17 protein-coding genes are annotated in these 17,543 nt (G+C 65.8%); 5 read left to right on the forward strand and 12 right to left on the reverse strand.

What is annotated here, in order from left to right; all coding sequences use genetic code 11:
* Positions 1 to 72: 72 nt before the first annotated feature.
* Positions 73 to 1,503, forward strand: a complete 1,431-nt coding sequence (locus tag ACIPPQ_RS13925; RefSeq protein WP_446544658.1) for a sigma-54-dependent transcriptional regulator — start codon at positions 73 to 75, stop codon at positions 1,501 to 1,503.
* On the opposite strand, the gene folP is transcribed toward ACIPPQ_RS13925, so the two are convergent.
* The 7 genes from folP to glmM all read right to left on the reverse strand — a co-directional run bounded on the left by folP (position 1,504) and on the right by glmM (position 8,212).
* Entirely contained in the window at positions 1,504 to 2,634 is a 1,131-nt protein-coding gene (gene folP / locus ACIPPQ_RS13930; protein WP_446544659.1) for a dihydropteroate synthase, read from the reverse strand.
* Complete coding sequence (locus ACIPPQ_RS13935) at positions 2,634 to 3,773, reverse strand: DNA methyltransferase (protein ID WP_446544660.1); 1,140 nt, start codon at positions 3,771 to 3,773, stop codon at positions 2,634 to 2,636. The genes folP and ACIPPQ_RS13935 overlap by 1 nt, the downstream gene beginning before the upstream one ends.
* A gap of 218 nt (positions 3,774 to 3,991) precedes the next feature.
* The gene (locus ACIPPQ_RS13940) at positions 3,992 to 4,888 is read right to left on the reverse strand and encodes an oxidoreductase (RefSeq protein WP_446544661.1); all 897 of its coding nucleotides are present in this window, start codon (positions 4,886 to 4,888) and stop codon (positions 3,992 to 3,994) included.
* A gap of 37 nt (positions 4,889 to 4,925) precedes the next feature.
* The gene (locus ACIPPQ_RS13945; protein ID WP_446544720.1) at positions 4,926 to 5,480 is read right to left on the reverse strand and encodes a ribonuclease HII; all 555 of its coding nucleotides are present in this window, start codon (positions 5,478 to 5,480) and stop codon (positions 4,926 to 4,928) included.
* Positions 5,477 to 6,619 (reverse strand): bifunctional hydroxymethylpyrimidine kinase/phosphomethylpyrimidine kinase, encoded by a 1,143-nt coding sequence (thiD, locus tag ACIPPQ_RS13950; protein ID WP_446544662.1) that lies wholly within the window; start codon positions 6,617 to 6,619, stop codon positions 5,477 to 5,479. The genes ACIPPQ_RS13945 and thiD overlap by 4 nt, the downstream gene beginning before the upstream one ends.
* A complete protein-coding gene (locus ACIPPQ_RS13955) occupies positions 6,616 to 6,840 on the reverse strand; it encodes a DUF1272 domain-containing protein (protein WP_327454298.1) in 225 nt (74 codons plus the stop codon). The genes thiD and ACIPPQ_RS13955 overlap by 4 nt, the downstream gene beginning before the upstream one ends.
* Positions 6,841 to 6,874: 34 nt before the next feature.
* The gene (gene glmM, locus ACIPPQ_RS13960) at positions 6,875 to 8,212 is read right to left on the reverse strand and encodes a phosphoglucosamine mutase (protein WP_446544663.1); all 1,338 of its coding nucleotides are present in this window, start codon (positions 8,210 to 8,212) and stop codon (positions 6,875 to 6,877) included.
* A gap of 176 nt (positions 8,213 to 8,388) precedes the next feature.
* Here glmM and ACIPPQ_RS13965 point away from each other — a divergent pair, with 176 nt between their 5' ends.
* The 3 genes from ACIPPQ_RS13965 (at position 8,389) to ACIPPQ_RS13975 (ending at position 11,074) form a co-directional block, all read left to right on the forward strand.
* Complete coding sequence (locus ACIPPQ_RS13965) at positions 8,389 to 9,642, forward strand: dicarboxylate/amino acid:cation symporter (RefSeq protein ID WP_446544664.1); 1,254 nt, start codon at positions 8,389 to 8,391, stop codon at positions 9,640 to 9,642.
* Complete coding sequence (locus ACIPPQ_RS13970) at positions 9,639 to 10,634, forward strand: aldo/keto reductase (RefSeq protein ID WP_446544665.1); 996 nt, start codon at positions 9,639 to 9,641, stop codon at positions 10,632 to 10,634. The genes ACIPPQ_RS13965 and ACIPPQ_RS13970 overlap by 4 nt, the downstream gene beginning before the upstream one ends.
* A gap of 140 nt (positions 10,635 to 10,774) precedes the next feature.
* Complete coding sequence (locus ACIPPQ_RS13975; protein WP_446544666.1) at positions 10,775 to 11,074, forward strand: hypothetical protein; 300 nt, start codon at positions 10,775 to 10,777, stop codon at positions 11,072 to 11,074.
* On the opposite strand, the gene ACIPPQ_RS13980 is transcribed toward ACIPPQ_RS13975, so the two are convergent.
* The 5 genes from ACIPPQ_RS13980 to ACIPPQ_RS14000 form a co-directional block, all read right to left on the reverse strand.
* On the reverse strand, positions 11,071 to 11,613 hold the full coding sequence (locus ACIPPQ_RS13980; RefSeq protein WP_446544667.1) for a DUF1003 domain-containing protein: 543 nt from the start codon (positions 11,611 to 11,613) through the stop codon (positions 11,071 to 11,073). The two genes, ACIPPQ_RS13975 and ACIPPQ_RS13980, sit on opposite strands and share 4 nt — an antisense overlap.
* 7 nt (positions 11,614 to 11,620) lie before the next feature.
* The gene (locus tag ACIPPQ_RS13985) at positions 11,621 to 12,322 is read right to left on the reverse strand and encodes an NnrU family protein (RefSeq protein ID WP_446544668.1); all 702 of its coding nucleotides are present in this window, start codon (positions 12,320 to 12,322) and stop codon (positions 11,621 to 11,623) included.
* 148 nt (positions 12,323 to 12,470) lie between these two features.
* Positions 12,471 to 13,772 (reverse strand): amidohydrolase family protein, encoded by a 1,302-nt coding sequence (locus tag ACIPPQ_RS13990; RefSeq protein ID WP_446544669.1) that lies wholly within the window; start codon positions 13,770 to 13,772, stop codon positions 12,471 to 12,473.
* The gene (locus ACIPPQ_RS13995; protein WP_446544670.1) at positions 13,769 to 15,181 is read right to left on the reverse strand and encodes an amidohydrolase; all 1,413 of its coding nucleotides are present in this window, start codon (positions 15,179 to 15,181) and stop codon (positions 13,769 to 13,771) included. The genes ACIPPQ_RS13990 and ACIPPQ_RS13995 overlap by 4 nt, the downstream gene beginning before the upstream one ends.
* 3 nt (positions 15,182 to 15,184) lie before the next feature.
* A complete protein-coding gene (locus ACIPPQ_RS14000; RefSeq protein WP_446544671.1) occupies positions 15,185 to 16,768 on the reverse strand; it encodes a peptide MFS transporter in 1,584 nt (527 codons plus the stop codon).
* A 183-nt stretch (positions 16,769 to 16,951) separates the two neighbouring features.
* Here ACIPPQ_RS14000 and ACIPPQ_RS14005 point away from each other — a divergent pair, with 183 nt between their 5' ends.
* Entirely contained in the window at positions 16,952 to 17,533 is a 582-nt protein-coding gene (locus ACIPPQ_RS14005; protein ID WP_446544672.1) for a nitroreductase family protein, read from the forward strand.
* Positions 17,534 to 17,543 lie beyond the last annotated feature (10 nt).

Consider the following 17,543-nt stretch of genomic DNA (forward strand, 5'->3'; position numbering starts at 1 on the left):
TATCGGATAGATATGCCCGCTTCAGCAGAACAAACCCATAGCAATGTCGGTTCAGGGGGCAGATTCGAAACGATGACGAACACGCGCGACACGCGAATGGTGATGATCGTCGACAGCGAGCCTGCCCAGCAGCGCTTCCTGGCGGCGCTGGTATCGCGCGGCGGCTGGCGCAGCGTCATCGCCGCCGACACCGACACCGCGCTCGCCAAGCTCGGCACGCAGGAAGGCATGGCGCTCGACGCCGTGCTCGTCGACCAGGGCGCGCCGGGGATGGACATTTCCGAATTCGTCGCCGAGCTCCGCCGCTGGCGCCCCGCGCTGCCGCTCGTCGTGATCACGATGCGCAACGGGGTCGAGGTCGCGGTCGGTGCGATGCGCGCCGGCGCGAGCGACTTCGTCCAGAAACCGATCGCGCCCGATCGCCTGCTCGAAGCGCTCGATCGCGTCGTGTCGACCAGCGGCCCGCAGGGCGAGCTGCGTCCGCTCACCGAAAAGCTGCGCGCCCCGCTCGCCTTCGAGGAAATCATCGGATCGAGCCCGAATTTCCGCAGCGCGCTCGCCATCGCCGCCAAGGCCGCGCGTGCGCGTGTGCCGGTGATGATCAACGGCAAACCCGGCACCGGCAAGGAGGTCTTCGCGCGCGCGATCCACAGCGCCAGCCCGCGCGCGCGCGGCCAGCTCGTTATGGTCGATTGCTCGGCGGTGTCGCCGGGCCTGATCGGATCGGGGCTGTTCGGCCACGAACGCGGCGCCTTTGCCGGCGCATTCGACCGGCAGGTCGGCCGGCTCGTCCAGGCCGACGGCGGCAGCATCATCATCGACCATGTCGAATGCATCCCGCTCGAGACGCAGGCAAAGCTCGTCGAATTCCTCAACAGCGGCGAAGTCCAGATGATCGGCGGCTCGATCCGCCAGAGCGTCGACGTCCGCATCATCGCCACCAGCGCGAGCCCGCTCGACAAGCTGATCGAGGCCGGGCATTTCCGCGAAGACCTGTTCTATGCGCTGTCGAGCGCGCAATTCACCCTGCCCTCGCTTTCCGAACGCCGCGGCGACGTCGGTCCGCTCGCGCGCCACCTGCTCGCGCGCATCGGCGGCCTGCCGGGCATGGCGACGATCGGCATCACCGACGACGCGCTGCGCCTGCTCGCCGCCTATGCCTGGCCGGGCAACGTCCGCCAGTTGCAGGACGTGCTGTTCCGCGCCGCGGTCGAGAGCAAGACCGACGTGCTCACCAGCGCCGATTTCCGCGCGATCGAGGCTACTCTCGGCGGCGGAACCGGCAGCGCCGGCGAAGTCGCAATCAATGGCGAGGCGATCGGCGTCACGCTGTACCTGCCCGACGGCAATTTGCGCCCGCTCGAAGAGATCGAGGCCGACGTGATCCGCCTCGCGATCGGCCACTATCGCGGCCGGATGAGCGAAGTCGCCCGCCGCCTCGGCATCGGCCGCTCGACCCTCTATCGCAAATTGAGCGACCTCGGGATCGATACCGCGGCCTGATCAGGCGGTCAGCGCCGCATCCCTCAAGCCGCGCCAGATTCGCAGCGCCTGCCGGTTCTCGGCAATATCGTGGACGCGCAGCAATTGCGCGCCCTGCGCCGCCGCCTGATAATGGAGCGCCACCGTGCCGCCGAGGCGCTGGTCTGCGGGCGCCTCGTTATCGAGTGCGCCGATCATCCGCTTGCGGCTCGCGCCGAACAGGATCGGGCAGCCAAGCGTGTGAAACAGCGTAAGGCCGTTGATGAGCGCGAGATTGTCGCCGATGCTCTTGCCGAAGCCGAGGCCGGGATCGACGATGATGCGCGATGCGTCGATTCCGCCGGCGATGCACGCCGCGACGCGCTCGGCGAGCATGTCGTAAACGTCGAACAGGACATGCGCATAGTCTCCGCCCTCGTGCGGATCGCTCTTGGCCGACGGCGCGTGCATCAGCACGACGGGACAGCTCGCTTTCGCGACGACCTCCATCGCGCGCTCATCATAGCGCAGCGCCGAAATATCGTTGACGATGTGCGCGCCGGCGGCGAGCGCCGCCTCCATCACCGCGGCCTTGCGCGTGTCGATCGACACCGCGACGCCGCCGCGCGCAAGCGCCGCGACGACGCCTTCGATGCGCTGGATCTCGTCGCCTTCCCAGATCAGCGGCGCGCCGGGGCGCGTCGATTCGCCGCCGACGTCGATGATCGCCGCCCCGGCGGCGCCCATCGCGAAGCCGGCTTCGGTCGCGGCGGCCGTATCGACATGCTTGCCGCCGTCCGAAAAACTGTCGGGCGTGACGTTCAATATGCCCATGAGTTGCGGCTCGTTCAGCCGGATCGTCCGCTCGCCGAGTTGGAGCACGCCGCGCGGCCGCGCGACACCGGCGCGCTGCGCGGTTGCGGCCTGCGCCAGCCGGTCGGGCATCGCAGCGACCCAGCCGGCCCATTCGGAAACCGGCACGATCGCCGATTTGACCGTCGAACCGTCGCGCAGGCTGACGTGCCACGCCGCGAACCAGACCATCGTGTCGGCGATCCGCAGGCAATCGTCGTCGAGCTCGTGCGGTCGGTCGACAAAACAGGTCGGGCGGCAATAGATTTGCGCGGCCGCCGACGCGGCGCCGAGGTCGGGCCTGGTCAGCGGCTGGAACATCAGGCTTCGTTCGCCAGCAGCCAATCCTGCCGCACCGCGTCGATCACACGCAGTTCCTTGCCGGTATCGATGTGCCAGAAGGTCCAGCCGTTACAGCTCGGCGCGCCCTGCAACCCCGCGCCGACCTTGTGGATCGACCCCGCGGGCTGGCCTTCGCATTCGAGGCTGCCGTCGACGCGCACCTTCGCCTTCCAGCGGCGTTTCGTGTCGGTCAGCACCGTTCCCGGCGCGATCATGCCGCATTCGACGAGCGTACCAAAGGCAACGCGTGTCGCGGCCTTCGGCGCCATCATCGTTTTCACCGCGCTTTCGTCGAGCGGCAGCGCGAGTTCGATACGTTCCAGCGCGGCCTCGATATAGTCATCCTCGCGCTCGATGCCGATGAAGTGGCGGCCGAGACGCTTCGCAACCGCGCCGGTCGTGCCGGTGCCGAAGAAGGGATCGAGGATCACGTCGCCCGGGTTCGAACAGGCGAGCAGGATGCGATAGAGCAAGGCTTCGGGCTTTTGCGTCGGGTGGACCTTGGTGCCGCCCTTCTTGAGCCGCTCCTGCCCGCCGCAGATCGGGATCAGCCAGTCCGAACGCATCTGAAGCTCGTCGTTGAGCGTCTTCATCGCGCGGTAGTTGAAGGTGTAGCGCGACTTCTCGCCCATCGACGCCCAGATCAGCGTCTCGTGCGCGTTGGTGAAGCGCGTGCCCTTGAAATTGGGCATGGGGTTCGCCTTGCGCCACACGATGTCGTTGAGGATCCAGTAGCCATTGTCCTGCAGCGCGGTGCCGACGCGGAAAATGTTGTGATAGCTGCCGATCACCCAGATGCTGCCGTTCGGCTTCAGGATGCGTTTCGCTTCCTTGAGCCACGCCTGAGTGAAGCGATCATAGGTCGCAAGGCTGTCGAACTTGTCCCAATCATCGTCGACCGCGTCGACCTGGCTGCCGTCGGGACGCAGCAGGTCGCCGCCGAGCTGGAGGTTGTACGGCGGATCGGCGAAGATCATGTCGACCGATGCGGCAGGCAGGCTGCGCATCATCTCGACGCAATCGCCCTGCAGGATGCTGTCGAGCGGCAGGTCCGCGGGGTCGACTTTCGGCGTCCGCTTCTTCGTCGCCGGCGCCTTGACCCGTTCCATCACACCCATGCTTCACCCCGTTCCTTGCTCGTAAGAAGGCCCTGATGAGTCCGGCGGAGTCCGCCGTCAAGCGCAGAACTCTAGGGATTCCGCGTGACTAACTGGTTAACGATATGAGAACGAAAGGAGTCTGACACACCATATGGAGTCGGCCGCGACTCGGAGACTCAACCACTGGTGGTGTGGCGATGAGGACTCACCCCCGAAAAAAATTTCGCCGATGAGGGTCAAAGACCCGGATCGACCCCGGTCAGGTCGATCGAGCGCTGCCACAGCTCGCGCGCCAGCTTCGGGTCGCGCGCATCGCGCGTCGCACGCGCCGGCCCCGAACGCCCCGATATCTCGCCAAGCCCCTGCGGCCCGAGATAGTCGCCGCCCTGCACGCGCGCGCCGGTTGCCGCCTGCAAGGTCGGCCAAGCGCCCTGCGCGGCACTGTTAAAGAAAGGCGCGGCGAGCGGGGTCATCGCGCGCAGCGGCATCGGCAAATGCCGCGTCAATTCGGTGAGTGCGACCCCGGGGTGGCACCCGATCGCCTGTGTCGCGCGCCCGGCAGCGCTCAACCGGCGGTCGAGCTCGAACATGTGGAGCAGGTTGGCGAGCTTGCTCATCTGGTAGCGCGCCCAATTGTGATAGCTGCGCGACGCCGACAGGTCGCTGTAATCCATCGCCCCGCTCTTGTGCGCGATGCTGCCGGTGATGACGATGCGGTCGTCGACATGGGGGTGGATCAGCCCGGTGAGCGCGAAGGTGCCGAGGTGGTTGACCCCGAATTGCAGCTCATACCCCTGCTTTGTCAGCGTTCGCGGCGGGATCATCACCCCGGCATTGTTCACCAGCACATCGATCCGCGGCCCCGCCAGCACCGTCTTCGCGGCATCCCTGACCTGATCGAGGTCGGCGAGATCGAGCGGCTGGAACGACAATTCGGCTTTCGGAACATCGACCCGGATGCGATTCATCGCCGCCTCGGCCTTGTCCTCGTCGCGGCAGGCGAGGATCACATGCGCGCCGCGCGCGGCAAGAACCTTCGAGGCTTCGAACCCTATTCCGGCATTGGCACCGGTGACAAGAAAACGCCGCCCCGTTTGCGCGCCGACGTCGTCGGCCGAAAATCCTCTGCTCATCGCCTTTTCCCCTCTTAGGCTTTTAGGCTGCGGGCGGTCAGACCAGTTGCATTTGTGCGACCGGGGCAAAGCTGGTCCGATGGTGCGGCGTGGGGCCATGCTGGCGCAGCGCCGCGAGATGATGCGCCGTACCATAGCCCATGTTGGTTTCCCAACCAAAACCCGGGAAATCGCGTGCGGCCGCGACCATGAAACGGTCGCGATGCTCCTTGGCGAGGATGCTCGCCGCCGAAATACAGGGATGCAGCGCGTCACCGCCAACGATGGCGCGCGCGCTGTAGCGCCAGCGCGGCAGGCGGTTGCCGTCGACCAGAACCTCGGCGGGCTCGAAACCGAGCGCTTCGACCGCGCGCGTCATCGCAAGGAACGTCGCCTGCAAGATATTGATGCGGTCGATTTCCTCGACGCTGGCCTCGCCGACGCCCCAGCGGCAGCGCGCCTTGATCTGCGCTTCGAGTTCGCCCCGGCGTCTGGCGGTGAGCTTCTTGCTATCGTCGAGCCCGGCGATCCCGCCCTCGCAGAGCAGCACCGCAGCCGCGACGACCGGTCCCGCAAGAGGGCCGCGGCCCGCTTCGTCGACGCCGACGATCATATGCGCCACGGCGGATACCGCCGATATTCGGCCGCCTGATACAGGCACAGCCGATTGCCCGCCGGATCGGCCAGACGCGCCTCGCGCCAGCCCCATTCCTCATCCTTTGGCATCTGATCGAAACGCACGCCGCGGCGCGCGAGGTAGGCGACCCACGCGTCGAGCGCACCGCTTTCGAGATAGGCGGTCGCGCCGCCCGCGGTTCCATCTCCGACATGGATCGACAGCGTCACGCCATTCGCCGCCACGAAGCGCGCATAACCATTGTCGGGGCTATCGACGATCTGTTTCAAACCCATTTGTTTGTAGAAGGCGACCGACACGGCATAGTCGTTTGCGGGCAGCGTGATCTGGTTGAGCGCCGGACCGGTGAACAGCCCGTCGTTGCGAACGAACTGCTGGCCCATCGGGCCATGCCCCTGCCCCAGTCCCGGCGCGTCGAGCAGCGACAGGCGCACGAAGTCGCGGGCGCGCGCTATCGCGGGTTCGAGCGGCATGCCTTGCGCCAAACCGCACGCGATCGCGCTCGCGAGCGTGCAGCCGGTGCCGTGGCTGTGCGGGGTGTCGATGCGCGGCGCTTCCCAGTGCGCGACCTCACCCTCGCCCGTTTCGAGCAGGCGGTCGATCACCGTCTCGCCCTCGGCATGGCCGCCCTTGACGAGCAAGGAACATCCGTGCGCGAGCACCGCTTCTTCGCCGCCGAGCGCTTCCAGTTCGGGCAGGTTCGGTGTCGCGACCATCGCACGGTCCAGCAGCGCGCGGAACGCGTCGATCGTCGCGGCGTCGGCGAGCACCGATCCGCTCGTCGCGATCATCACCGGGTCGAACACCAGCGCCGCCTGCGCGAGATCGGGCTGCGACAGGCGCTCCGCCACCGCGGCGGCGGTTTCGGCGCTGCCGATCATCCCGATCTTGACCGCATCCACGCCGATATCCGACGCGACGCTGTCGATCTGCGCCAGCACCATCGCGGTCGGAACCGGATGGACGCCCTGCACCCCCAGCGTGTTCTGCGCGGTGATCGCGGTGATCGCGGTCATCGCATGACCGCCGAGCATCGTGACCGCCTTGATGTCGGCCTGGATGCCCGCACCGCCGCCGCTATCCGAACCGGCGATAATCAGGACGCGTGCGGTCACGCCTTATGCTTTCGCTCCGTCGATGCCGGGAACTTCGCCAGCGCCGCGCCCTCGCGCAGCGGCCGGTCGAGCAGGTCGCCGCCGCAATTGGGGCAAATCTCGTCGAGCTTGTCGGCGCAGTTCGCGCAGAAGGTGCATTCGAACGAACAGATGAAGGCGCCGTGGAGGTTGGCGGGCAGGTCACGGCCGCACTTTTCGCAATCGGGTCGCATTTCAAGCATGGTAAGTCTCTTTCGGTTCTAAAAAATCAAATGGTTATGCGGCCGCGGCACGTACCGCGTCGCAGATCATGTCAACGACCTGCTCCACCTGTCCGGCATCGTCGCCCTCGGCCATCACGCGGATCAGGGGCTCGGTGCCCGACGGACGGATGACGAGGCGGCCGCGCCCGTTGAGCGCCGCTTCGCCCTCGGCAATCGCAGCGATGACCTGCTTGTCCTCGAGCGGCTTGCCCCCCGCGAAGCGAACATTCTTCAAAAGCTGCGGCACCGGGTCGAACTGGTGCAGCAATTCGCTCGCGGGTTTCCCCGCCGCGACGAGTTCGGCGAGCACCTGCAACGCCGCGAGCGTGCCGTCGCCGGTCGTCGCATGGTCGGACAGGATCATATGCCCCGACTGCTCGCCGCCGACGTTGAAACCGCCTTCCTTCATGCGTTCGAGGACGTAGCGGTCGCCGACCTTGGTGCGTTCGAGCCGCAGCCCCTCGCCTTCGAGGAAGCGTTCGAGGCCGAGATTCGACATGACGGTCGCAACGACCCCGCCGCCCTTCAGCCGTCCCTGCCGCGCCCAGCTTGCACCGATCAGCCCCATGATCTGGTCGCCGTCGACGATCGTTCCCTTTTCGTCGACGACGATCAGCCGGTCGGCGTCGCCGTCGAGCGCGATGCCGATGTCGGCGCCGCTTGCCACCACGGTTTCCTGAAGCAGCGCGGGCGCGGTCGATCCGCATTTGTCATTGATGTTGATCCCGTTCGGGGTGACGCCGATCGCGACGACATCGGCGCCAAGTTCCCAGAACACCGTCGGCGCGCTGTTATACGCCGCGCCATTCGCGCAATCGAGCACGATGCGCAGCCCGTCGAGGCGCACCGATTCGGGCAGGCTCTGCTTCACCGCATGAATATAGCGGCCACGCGCGTCGTCGATCCGCTTCGCGCGGCCGATATGCGCCGCGGCGGCAAGCTTTGGCTCGACGGTCAGCAGGTGCTCGATCTGCGCCTCGTCCTCGTCGGACAATTTATATCCGTCGGGGCCGAACAATTTGATGCCATTGTCGTGGAACGGGTTGTGGCTCGCCGACAGCATGACGCCCAGGTCGGCGCGCATCGAGCGCGTCAGCATCGCGATCGCGGGGGTCGGCATCGGGCCGACCTGCACCACGTCCATGCCGACGCTCGTGAACCCGGCGACGAGTGCGTTTTCGAGCATATAGCCCGACAATCGCGTATCCTTGCCGATCACGACGCGGTGCTTATGGTCGCCGCGCAGGAAGTGCGCGCCCGCCGCCATGCCGACGCGCATCGCGACTTCCGCCGTCATCGGGACCTGGTTGGTCAGGCCACGAATCCCGTCGGTTCCGAAAAACTTGCGCATGACACCTCTGCTACCTAAGCCGACGGCCAGACAAATGCCTGCCCCGGCGTCCACGGGATGGCCCCCGCAGAGCATTTCCCGGCCCAAAAACCGGTTCCCGTTTCTTCCGGGAGGTGCTCTAAGTCACCCTCTTTTGCTTGGCAAGCAGGCCAGAAAAAACGCCGGGAGAATCCACTTTGAAATCCGCTTGGTTCATTCTCTCGGCGCTGGTCGCCGGCATGTTGCTCGGGGTCGGCGTCGAGATGGTCTCGGTCGAGTGGGGCACGGCATCGCTGCCTTATGTCGAATGGATCGGCCTGCTCTGGCTCAACGCGCTCAAGATGACGATCATCCCGCTGATCGTCGCGCTCCTCGTAACGGGCATCACCGCCACCGCCGATGCCGCGCGGGCGGGCAAGCTGGCGAGCCGCGCGGTTCTGATCTTCATCGGCGCCAATATCCTCGCCGGGCTGATGACCCTGATCGTGCTGCCGCTTCTGCTCCAGACTTTCCCCATGTCCGCCGCGGCGGCCGCGGGGCTGCGTCACGGCCTGGGGGGCTCGACCGAAGCCGTGCCCTCGCCGACCTTCACCGATTTCATCCTCGGCCTCATCCCGACCAATCCGATTGCCGCGGCGGCCGACACATCGATTCTGCCGCTGATCGTCTTCACTACCATTTTCGCCTTTGCGATCAGCCGGATCGGGAGCGTCGAACGCGCCACCCTGTCAGGCTTCTTCAAGGCGCTGGGCGATGCGATGCTCGTCGTCATCGGCTGGGTGCTCGCACTCGCGCCGCTCGGCGTTTTCGCGCTCGGCTACGCGCTAGCGATCAAGGCCGGGGTCGCGGCCTTCGGCGGCCTCGTCCATTATGTGCTGATGCTCTCTGCGATCGGCGCCTGCACGATCATCCTCGGCTTCCTCCTCGCGGTATTTGTCGTCGGCGTACCGCTGCCGCGCTTCATTCGCGCGATGGTGCCGACCTTCGCGGTCGCGATCAGCACGCAAAGCTCGCTCGCCAGCCTGCCCGCGATGCTGAAATCGTCGGAGGAACTCGGCGTCGATCCGAAAAAGGCCGACATCGTCCTGCCGCTCGCGGTCGCGCTGTTCCGATTCACCAGCCCGGCAATGAACCTCGCGGTCGTCGTCTATGTCGCCTGGCTGTTCGGCGTCGAACTGACGCCGTGGGAAATGGCCGTGGGCCTCGGGGTTGCGCTCGCCGCGGCGCTCTCGTCGGTCAGCCTGCCCGGCTCGATCAGCTTCGTGACCTCGATCGCGCCGATCGCGATCTCGATGGGCGTCCCCGTCGCGCCCTTGGGGCTGCTCGTTGCGGTCGAGACATTTCCCGACATTTTCCGTACACTCGGCAATGTCGTCGGCGACGTCGCAGCGACGAAATATGCCGCCGACGGTGTCGAAGACGATGTCCCCCTCGCAGGAGAAACCCCATGAAATATCGCAAGCTCGGCCACGGCCTGGAAGTGTCGGCGATCGGTATCGGCTGCATGCCGATGATCAAGGGCGGCAACATCCTCTATGGCGAGGCCGCCGACCTCGACGAATCGACGCGCACGATCCACCGCGCGATCGACCTCGGCGTCACCTTCTTCGACACCGCGCAAATCTACGGGCCGTTCAGCAACGAAGAACTGCTGGGTGACGCGATCAGGGGCAAGCGCGACGGGCTGGTGATCGCGACCAAATTCGGCTTCAAATTCGAGGGCAGCCAGATCGTCGGCGTCGACGGCTCGCCCGCGAACGCGCGCGCCGCGTGCGAAGGCTCGCTCCAGCGGCTCGGCATCGACACGATCGACCTTTTCTACCAGCACCGCGTCGACCCGTCGGTCCCGATCGAGGAGACAGTCGGCGGGATGATGGAGCTGGTGAAGGAGGGCAAGGTCCGCCACATCGCGCTGTCCGAAGCCGGCCCCGAAACGATCCGCCGCGCCGCGAAGGCCGCGCCGATCACCGCGCTCCAGAGCGAATATTCGATCTGGGAGCGCGATATCGAGGACGAAATCCTTGGCGCCTGCCGCGAGAACGGCATCGGCTTCGTCCCCTATTCGCCGCTCGGCCGCGGCTTCCTCGCGGGCGCGGTGCGCAGCCGCGACGAGCTTCCCGAGAATGACTGGCGCCGCAACGACCCGCGCTATTCGGACGAGAATCTGCCCGCAAATCTCGCGATCGTCGACGCGATCGGCGCGGTCGCGGACAATCATGGCGTGTCGAAGGCGCAGGTCGCGCTGGCGTGGCTGCTTGCGCAAGGGCCCGACATCGTTCCGATCCCCGGCACCAAGCGCCGCGCGACGATGGAGGACAGCGTCGCCGCGGCCGAGGTCACGCTGACCGCCGACGACCTCGCCGCGATCGAGGCGGCGGCGCCGAAGGGCGGGACGAGCGGCCCGCGCTATGGTGAAATGGGAATGCGGATGGTGCGGCTTTGAATGCGCTGCTCCGGCCAATTCGGACCATTGCCGTTGGTCTGTGTCTCTTACCCGTGACTGCAGCAGCCCAACCAGAAGCCCGCTATGCGGTTGGTCAAATATGGTCCTATCACCATCGGCCATCGGACACGGGATCGCTCTTGCGCATCGCGTTAATCGAAGGCGAAGGTGACAGCACGATCTACCATATCGGTCTGATCGGCCTGAAACTCGCTTGCAATGGCGATGCGGGTGAGGTCGCGCATCTCCCCGTTTCGGAAAAGACGATGCGCGACAGTCTGATCGCTCCTGTAGAATCTGTCGCTGAATTCCCCGACGCAGCGGAAGGCATCGCCGAATGGCGACGGGCTGAAGGCGGTGTATTCACGATCCGCATGGCAGAAATCGCGGACGTACTCGAACAAACCATGTGTTCGCCCGACCGGACAGTGCGCGACTAAGCTTTGCTCGCGCCATCCATCCGCTCGCACAAGGTATCGACCTTCTCCGCCAACTCATGAATGCGCATCTGGTCGAGCTTTTCGTGCAGCCGCATGATTTCCAGCTCGGCGCGCAGGTTGATTTCGTAATCGACGCTCGCGGTCAGCCGGTCCTTCGCGGCCTGCCGGTTCTGGCTCATCATGATGATCGGCGCCTGCACCGCGGCGAGCGTGGAGAGCATCAGGTTGAGGAAGATGAAGGGATAAGGGTCGAACGCCAACCCGAAGCGCTGGAGCACTTCCGAATTGAGCAGCATCCAGCCGAACAGGATCAGCGCAAAGACGATGATAAAGCCCCACGAGCCGCCGACCGCCGCGACCTTGTCGGCGAGCCGGTCGCCCGTGCTCGCCTGCGCATCCTCGATATCGGCGGCGTCGCGGCTGCTCGGCGCGCGCTGCGCGATCGACTCCACGACCCGCGATTCCTCGACGTCGAGCTCGTCGAACGCGCGCCCGAGCAGCCGCAGCGACAGGTCGTTGAGGTGCGTGCTTGCGTTCATGCCGATCCTATCCCACCCAGCGCCAGATACCCGCGATCATATAGCCCAGCGCGCCATGCGCCCAAGTCGCGACAAGCCATAGCATAATCCCGCCGAACAAGGCATGCGGCCGCGGGATCGTATCGCCCCAGGGCGCGCCGCCGCCAACCTGCCGCGCGAACGGGACGAAGCTGGTCCGCGCCGCCCAGCCGCGCCAGCTATCGCCCATCAGCCGCGCCTTCTTCACATCCTGCCCCGCCGACCCGACGAGCGCGAGGAAGATGATCGTGGCGGACAGGATGATCTGCGCCGCGGTCGGCATCACGACGACATGCGCGACCGCCCATAGGGTGAAGCCCCACATCATCGGGTGCCGCGTGATCGCAAAGACCCCGCGCGGGGCGGCCGCCGCATCCCTCGCGGCGTTCGGCGCGGGCAGCGCCGGATTGCCGATCAGCGATCCCATGAACAAGATGCTCGCGAACAGCACGAGCAGCGATGCGAGGCCCCACAGCCCGTCGCCGACCGCCCATATGGGCGGTTCGGGCGGCATCCCGCGCCACGCCTGCACGACCATGATGAACGTCGCGATCGCAACGACCGAATAGACGATCTGGAACCCCCGCTCCCCCATCCGCCCTGCAAGCCCGTCTCGAAGCGGATGCGACAGGATGAGATGCGAGCCGACAAACAGCACGCAGGTGGTGATCAAAAGCGATATCGGTTGCACGGCCAATCCCCTCATCGAGCGAATTTCCCGCCGCCGACCGCCCCGATGGCAGACGACTCGCGGCATCGTGCCGGCACCATCCGCTACAAAGGTAACAGTGTCAACATGAGCAGTGAAGCGGGCAGGCGCCGAAGCGCCCGCCCGATTCTTAGCGGTCGTAAGCCTTGGGCAAAGCGCCTTCCTGCGGCGTCGCGTACCGATCGCGCAGGCGGTCCTGCCGCGTCGTCAGCGACTGCGCCTTGCCGTCGATCCAGATCGCGGTCGGGCGGCTGCCGAGTTCGAGGGGGTCATTGTCCCAGATCACGACGTCACCGGCGCGGCCCGGACGCAGCGAACCGATGCTGCCTTCCATGCCGACCGCGCGCGCAGGAACGCTGCTGATCGATGCGAAGGCCTGATCCCACGTCATCCCGCTCGCGCCGGGCACGCGCGCCAGCCCGACGAGGTTGCCGGCATATTGCGTCGCGTAACCCATCTTGTGCGCATCATCGTCGTCGAACACGCCGACCGACACATCGACGCCCGCGGCCTTGAGGCGGCCCGCATTCGACTGCGTCGCGCCGAGCTGTTCGAAGCTCGACGGCAGGTCGGTGAGCGGCGAGACGAGCACCGGCACCTTTGCCGCCGCGATCTCGCGCGCGACGAGCCAGCCCTCGGTCACCCCGACGAGCACAAGCTTCAGCGCGGGGAAGTCCTGCCGCAGCTTCAGCACATTGACGATGTCGGCGGCGCGGTCGACACGCACGAACAACGGCGTCGTGCCGTCGATCACGCGCACCAGCGCATCAGCGTCGGCGCGCTGGATCATCGCGTCATTGCCCCATTCAGCGAGCGTCGCGGGGTTGCGGGCATAGCTGCGCGCCGCGAGCAATTGTTCGCGGAAGAGCAGGAAGGTCGCCGCGCGGCTGCCCCCCGCCTTTGCCGATCCATCCTCGCCGAACGCGACATATTGCAGCGCACGCGGGCGCGTTACCATGTCCATGTCGTCGGCAAGGTCGACGACCGCGCCTTGGCCCGCGAACAGATTGCTGCTGCCGCTGGGCGCGACGATCGCGCGGGTCACGCCCGATGCGCGGTTCACCGCGACGGGCGAACCCATCGGGTTGAGCGCGGGCGCGATATCGAGCCCCGCCGAAAAGCGCGTGCGCGGCGCCGACCGATCATTGGTGCCGGTGACGGCATCGACTTCGGTCAACCCGACGCGGCTGAACGCCGCGACGATACCCGGCGTCACATAACGCCCCTGCGCATCGACGCGTTCGATGCCCGCAGGCACGGCAACGCCCGCGCCTGCCGCGACGACCTTGCCGCCGCGGACGACGACGGTGCCGCCCTCGATCGGCGCGCTGCCGTCACCGATGACGAGCTTGGCATTGACGATCGCGACATCCTGCGCAGCGGCGGGAGCAGCAATGATGGCTGCAGCGGAAAGAAGGAGTGCGCGGATCATTTCACGTCTCCTTCACCCGGCTGGCCCAGTTCGAAATCGCTCACCGGACGCCGTTTCGGATCGTTCGCGTCGAACATCAACGCGCCATCGATCCACACCTTTTCGGGGCGGGTATAGGCGCTGAACGGATTGCCGTTCCACAGCACGACGTCGGCCATCTTGCCCGGCTTCAGGCTGCCCGTCCGGTCGGCGATGCCCAGCGCCTTCGCCGGATTATACGACAGCCACGTCCATGCCAGTTCGTCGCTGACGTCGATCCCGATACGGCGGCCCGCGGCGCGCGCCTTGGCCGCTTCCTGGTTGAGCCGCTGGATCTGGTTCGCGTCGTCCGAGTGGACGATCGTGCAGGCACCCGCCTTGTAGACGAGCGGGATATTCTCGTTGACGCTGTCATAGGCTTCCATCTTGAAGCCCCACCAGTCGGCCCACATCGCCGAGCAGATGCCTTCCTTCTGAAGGATATCGGCGATCTTGTACGCTTCGACCGCGTGGTGGAAGGTCGACACCTTGTAGCCGAACTCCTTCGACATATCGATGACGAGCGCCATTTCGTCGGCGCGATAGCAATGGTTGTGAACAAGGATCTCGCCCGACAACACGCCCGCGAGCGTTTCCATCGCGAGATCGCGGTCGACGGCTTTCCCGTCGTCCATCTTCTTCTTGTACGCTGCGGCCTTTTGCCAGGTCGCGCGGTTCACCGCGAAATTGCCCATGCGGGTCGAGGGCATGCGCCCCTTGCCGCCATAGACGCGCTTCGGATTCTCGCCGCACGCCATTTTCAGGCCATAGGGCGCATCGGGGAATTTCATCCCCTGCACCGTGCGCGAGGGCACATTCTTGAGCGTGATCGAGCGCCCGCCCATCAGGTTCGCGCTCCCCGGCAGGATCTGGAGTGCGGTCACGCCGCCATTCGCCAGCGCACGGCTGAACCCCGGGTCCTGCGGCCAGACGCTATGCTCCGACCAGACTTCGGGGGTGGTCGGCGAGGTGGCCTCATTGCCGTCCGAATGCGCATCGACGCTGGGCGACGGATAGTCGCCTAGGTGACTGTGGATGTCGATGATGCCGGGGGTGAGGAACTTGCCGGTGCCGTCATAGACCGCGATGTCCGCCGGGATCGGGGTATCGGGGCCGCCCACGGCCTCGACCTTGCCGTTCGCGAGCAGCACGGTGCCATTGTCGATCCGCCCGCCCTCACCGTCGAAGATGGTGACATTGCGGACCGCCGTAACCTGCCCCGCATAGGGCTTGTAGGTCGACGGATAGGGATCCTTGTTGAACTTCACCGGCTTCTCGGCGCTCGCGGCGGGCTTGTCGCCCGCCGAGGCCGTCTCTCCCTTGCTCGCCGCACAACCGACGAGCGCCAGCGATACCGCAGCCAGCAGGCTGCCCTTCACACCCCGGATCATTGATTACGCCCCCTTGGGTTCAGGATGAACGCCAGCCGCCTGCGGCTCGGCGAGTTCCTTCTGACCAGCCAGATCCTCGGCATCGCGCAGCGAGTCGAGGTGCATCAGCTTCTTGATCAGCGGCGAGACGACGATCACGAGGATACCGAAGCCGACCGCCCAAAGGCCGATCGTCTGGTAGACGTCGAGCACGAGCGCCTTGCCGGCGCCCTCGCCGCTTGCTTTTTCCGACCCCGTCGCCGCCGCGATCAGGCCCGCGGCGAAATTGCCGGTCGCCGATGCGAAGAACCAGGTGCCCATGATCAGCGACGCCATATGCGCGGGTGCGAGGCGGTTCATCGCGCTGAGGCCCACGGGCGACAGGCAAAGCTCGCCGGTCGTATGGAGCAGGTAGATCAGGAAGATGAACAGCACCGGCGTCGCATTTTCCATGCCCGCGGCTTCGGCGCCCCATTTGAGCACGAAGAAGCCGAGCCCGAGCTGGAGCATCGCGAGGCCGAACTTGGCGGGTGCCGAAGGTTCCCACCCGCGGCGGCCGAGCCAGGTCCAGAGCGCCGCGAAGAGCGGCGCGAAGAGGACGATGTAACCGGCGTTGAGCGACTGGAAGACCGACGCCGGCACCCCGGCGCGATCGACATAGCGGTCGGCGAAGAGGTTGAGCGACGAGCCCGCCTGTTCGAACAAGGCCCAGAAGAGGATCGAGCCGAGGATCAGGAACATCGCGGCGAAGATGCGGTCGCGGTCCTGCGAGGGCAGTTTCACGACGGCGGTGAAGATCACATAAGCGACGAGCAAGGCACCCGCGACGCCGAGCAGCGTCCCGACCAGCGCCTGATTCTGCACCATCCACCAGCACACGCCGACGGCGAGCAGGCCGACGATGTAGAGCAGCCATTCGAACTTGATGCCCATGACGGGCTGCGCCAGTTTCGCCGGATCCTCCGGCTCGCCGCGGCCGAGCAGCAGCGGCTTGCCCCAGATGAAGACGATCAGGCCGAGCAGCATGCCGAAGCCGGCAGCGCCGAAGCCATAGGACCAGCCATAGACCTCGCCGAGATAGCCGCAGAGCAGCGAACCAAGGAAGGCGCCGAGGTTAATCCCCATATAGAAGATCGTGTAGGCGCCATCGCGGCGCACGTCGGTGCGCGGATAGAGCTGGCCGACGATCACCGAGATATTGGCTTTCAGGAAGCCCGAACCGACGATGATGAAAGCAAGCGCGAGCCAGAAGATGCTGAGGCTGGCCGGATCTTGCCCGCCATCACCCTCGAATCCCATGATGAAATGGCCGAATGTCAGCAATATGGCGCCGTAAGTGACCGCCTTTCGCTGCCCGAGCCAGCGGTCGGCCAGATAGCCGCCGAGCACCGGCGTGATGTAGACGAGCGCGGTATAGGCACCGTAGATGACGCCCGATTCCCCGTCCGAAAACAGCCAGTGCTTGGTCAGGTAGAAAATCAGGAGTGCGCGCATCCCGTAATAGGAGAATCGCTCCCACATTTCGGCGAAAAACAGGACAAACAGGCCCTTCGGGTGGCCGAGAAACGTCCCGGCGGCATCCCCGTGCTGGGCATAGGCTTTGGTCATGGCGACCCTTCCCTGGATATGGTTATAGGCCCCGTAAGCGAGGCAGATGGCCGTAACACTAGCGTCAAAATTGCGTATGGGAAGAATCTAATTGCGCGTGAAACCGCTTCGGACGGGCCAAAAACTGTTGCGAACCGTTCGCAACACTTGCGCAAAGTGACGCGAAACGCCACATGGCGCACCATGTTCAACGACACATCCTCGCTCCTCGCCCATCTCGCCACCCGCCGCTCGGGCAAGGCGCGCGACATGATCGCGCCCGGCCCCGACGCCGCGCAGCTTCGGGACATCATCGCGCTCGCGCTGCGCACCCCCGACCACGGCAAGCTCGCGCCCTGGCGGATCGTAACGATCGCCGACGGCCAGCGCGACGCCTTCGCTGCGCTGCTGAAAAAAGCATGGGTGGCGGAAAATCCCGGCGCTGCGGGCATGGACCTCTCCGCGCTCGACCAGTTCGCACATCAGGCCCCCACCCTGCTCGTACTCGTCTCGACCCCCGTCCCGGGCGCCAAGATACCCGTCTGGGAACAGCAGATGTCAGCCGGCGCGGTCGGCATGAACCTGCTCCACGCCGCGCACGCGCACGGTTTCGTCGCGAGCTGGCTCACCGGCTGGGCAGCCTTCAGTCCCGATGTCGCCGCAGCGTTCGGCGCGGGCGACGGCGACAAAATTGTCGGTTATTTCTTTCTCGGCACCGCGTCGCGCGACCTCGACGAGCGGCCGCGACCCGAATATGATGATGTTGTTCGCGCTTGGGAAATTTAGTTACGCCTAA

Source organism: Sphingopyxis sp. LARHCG72, from assembly GCF_052871675.1.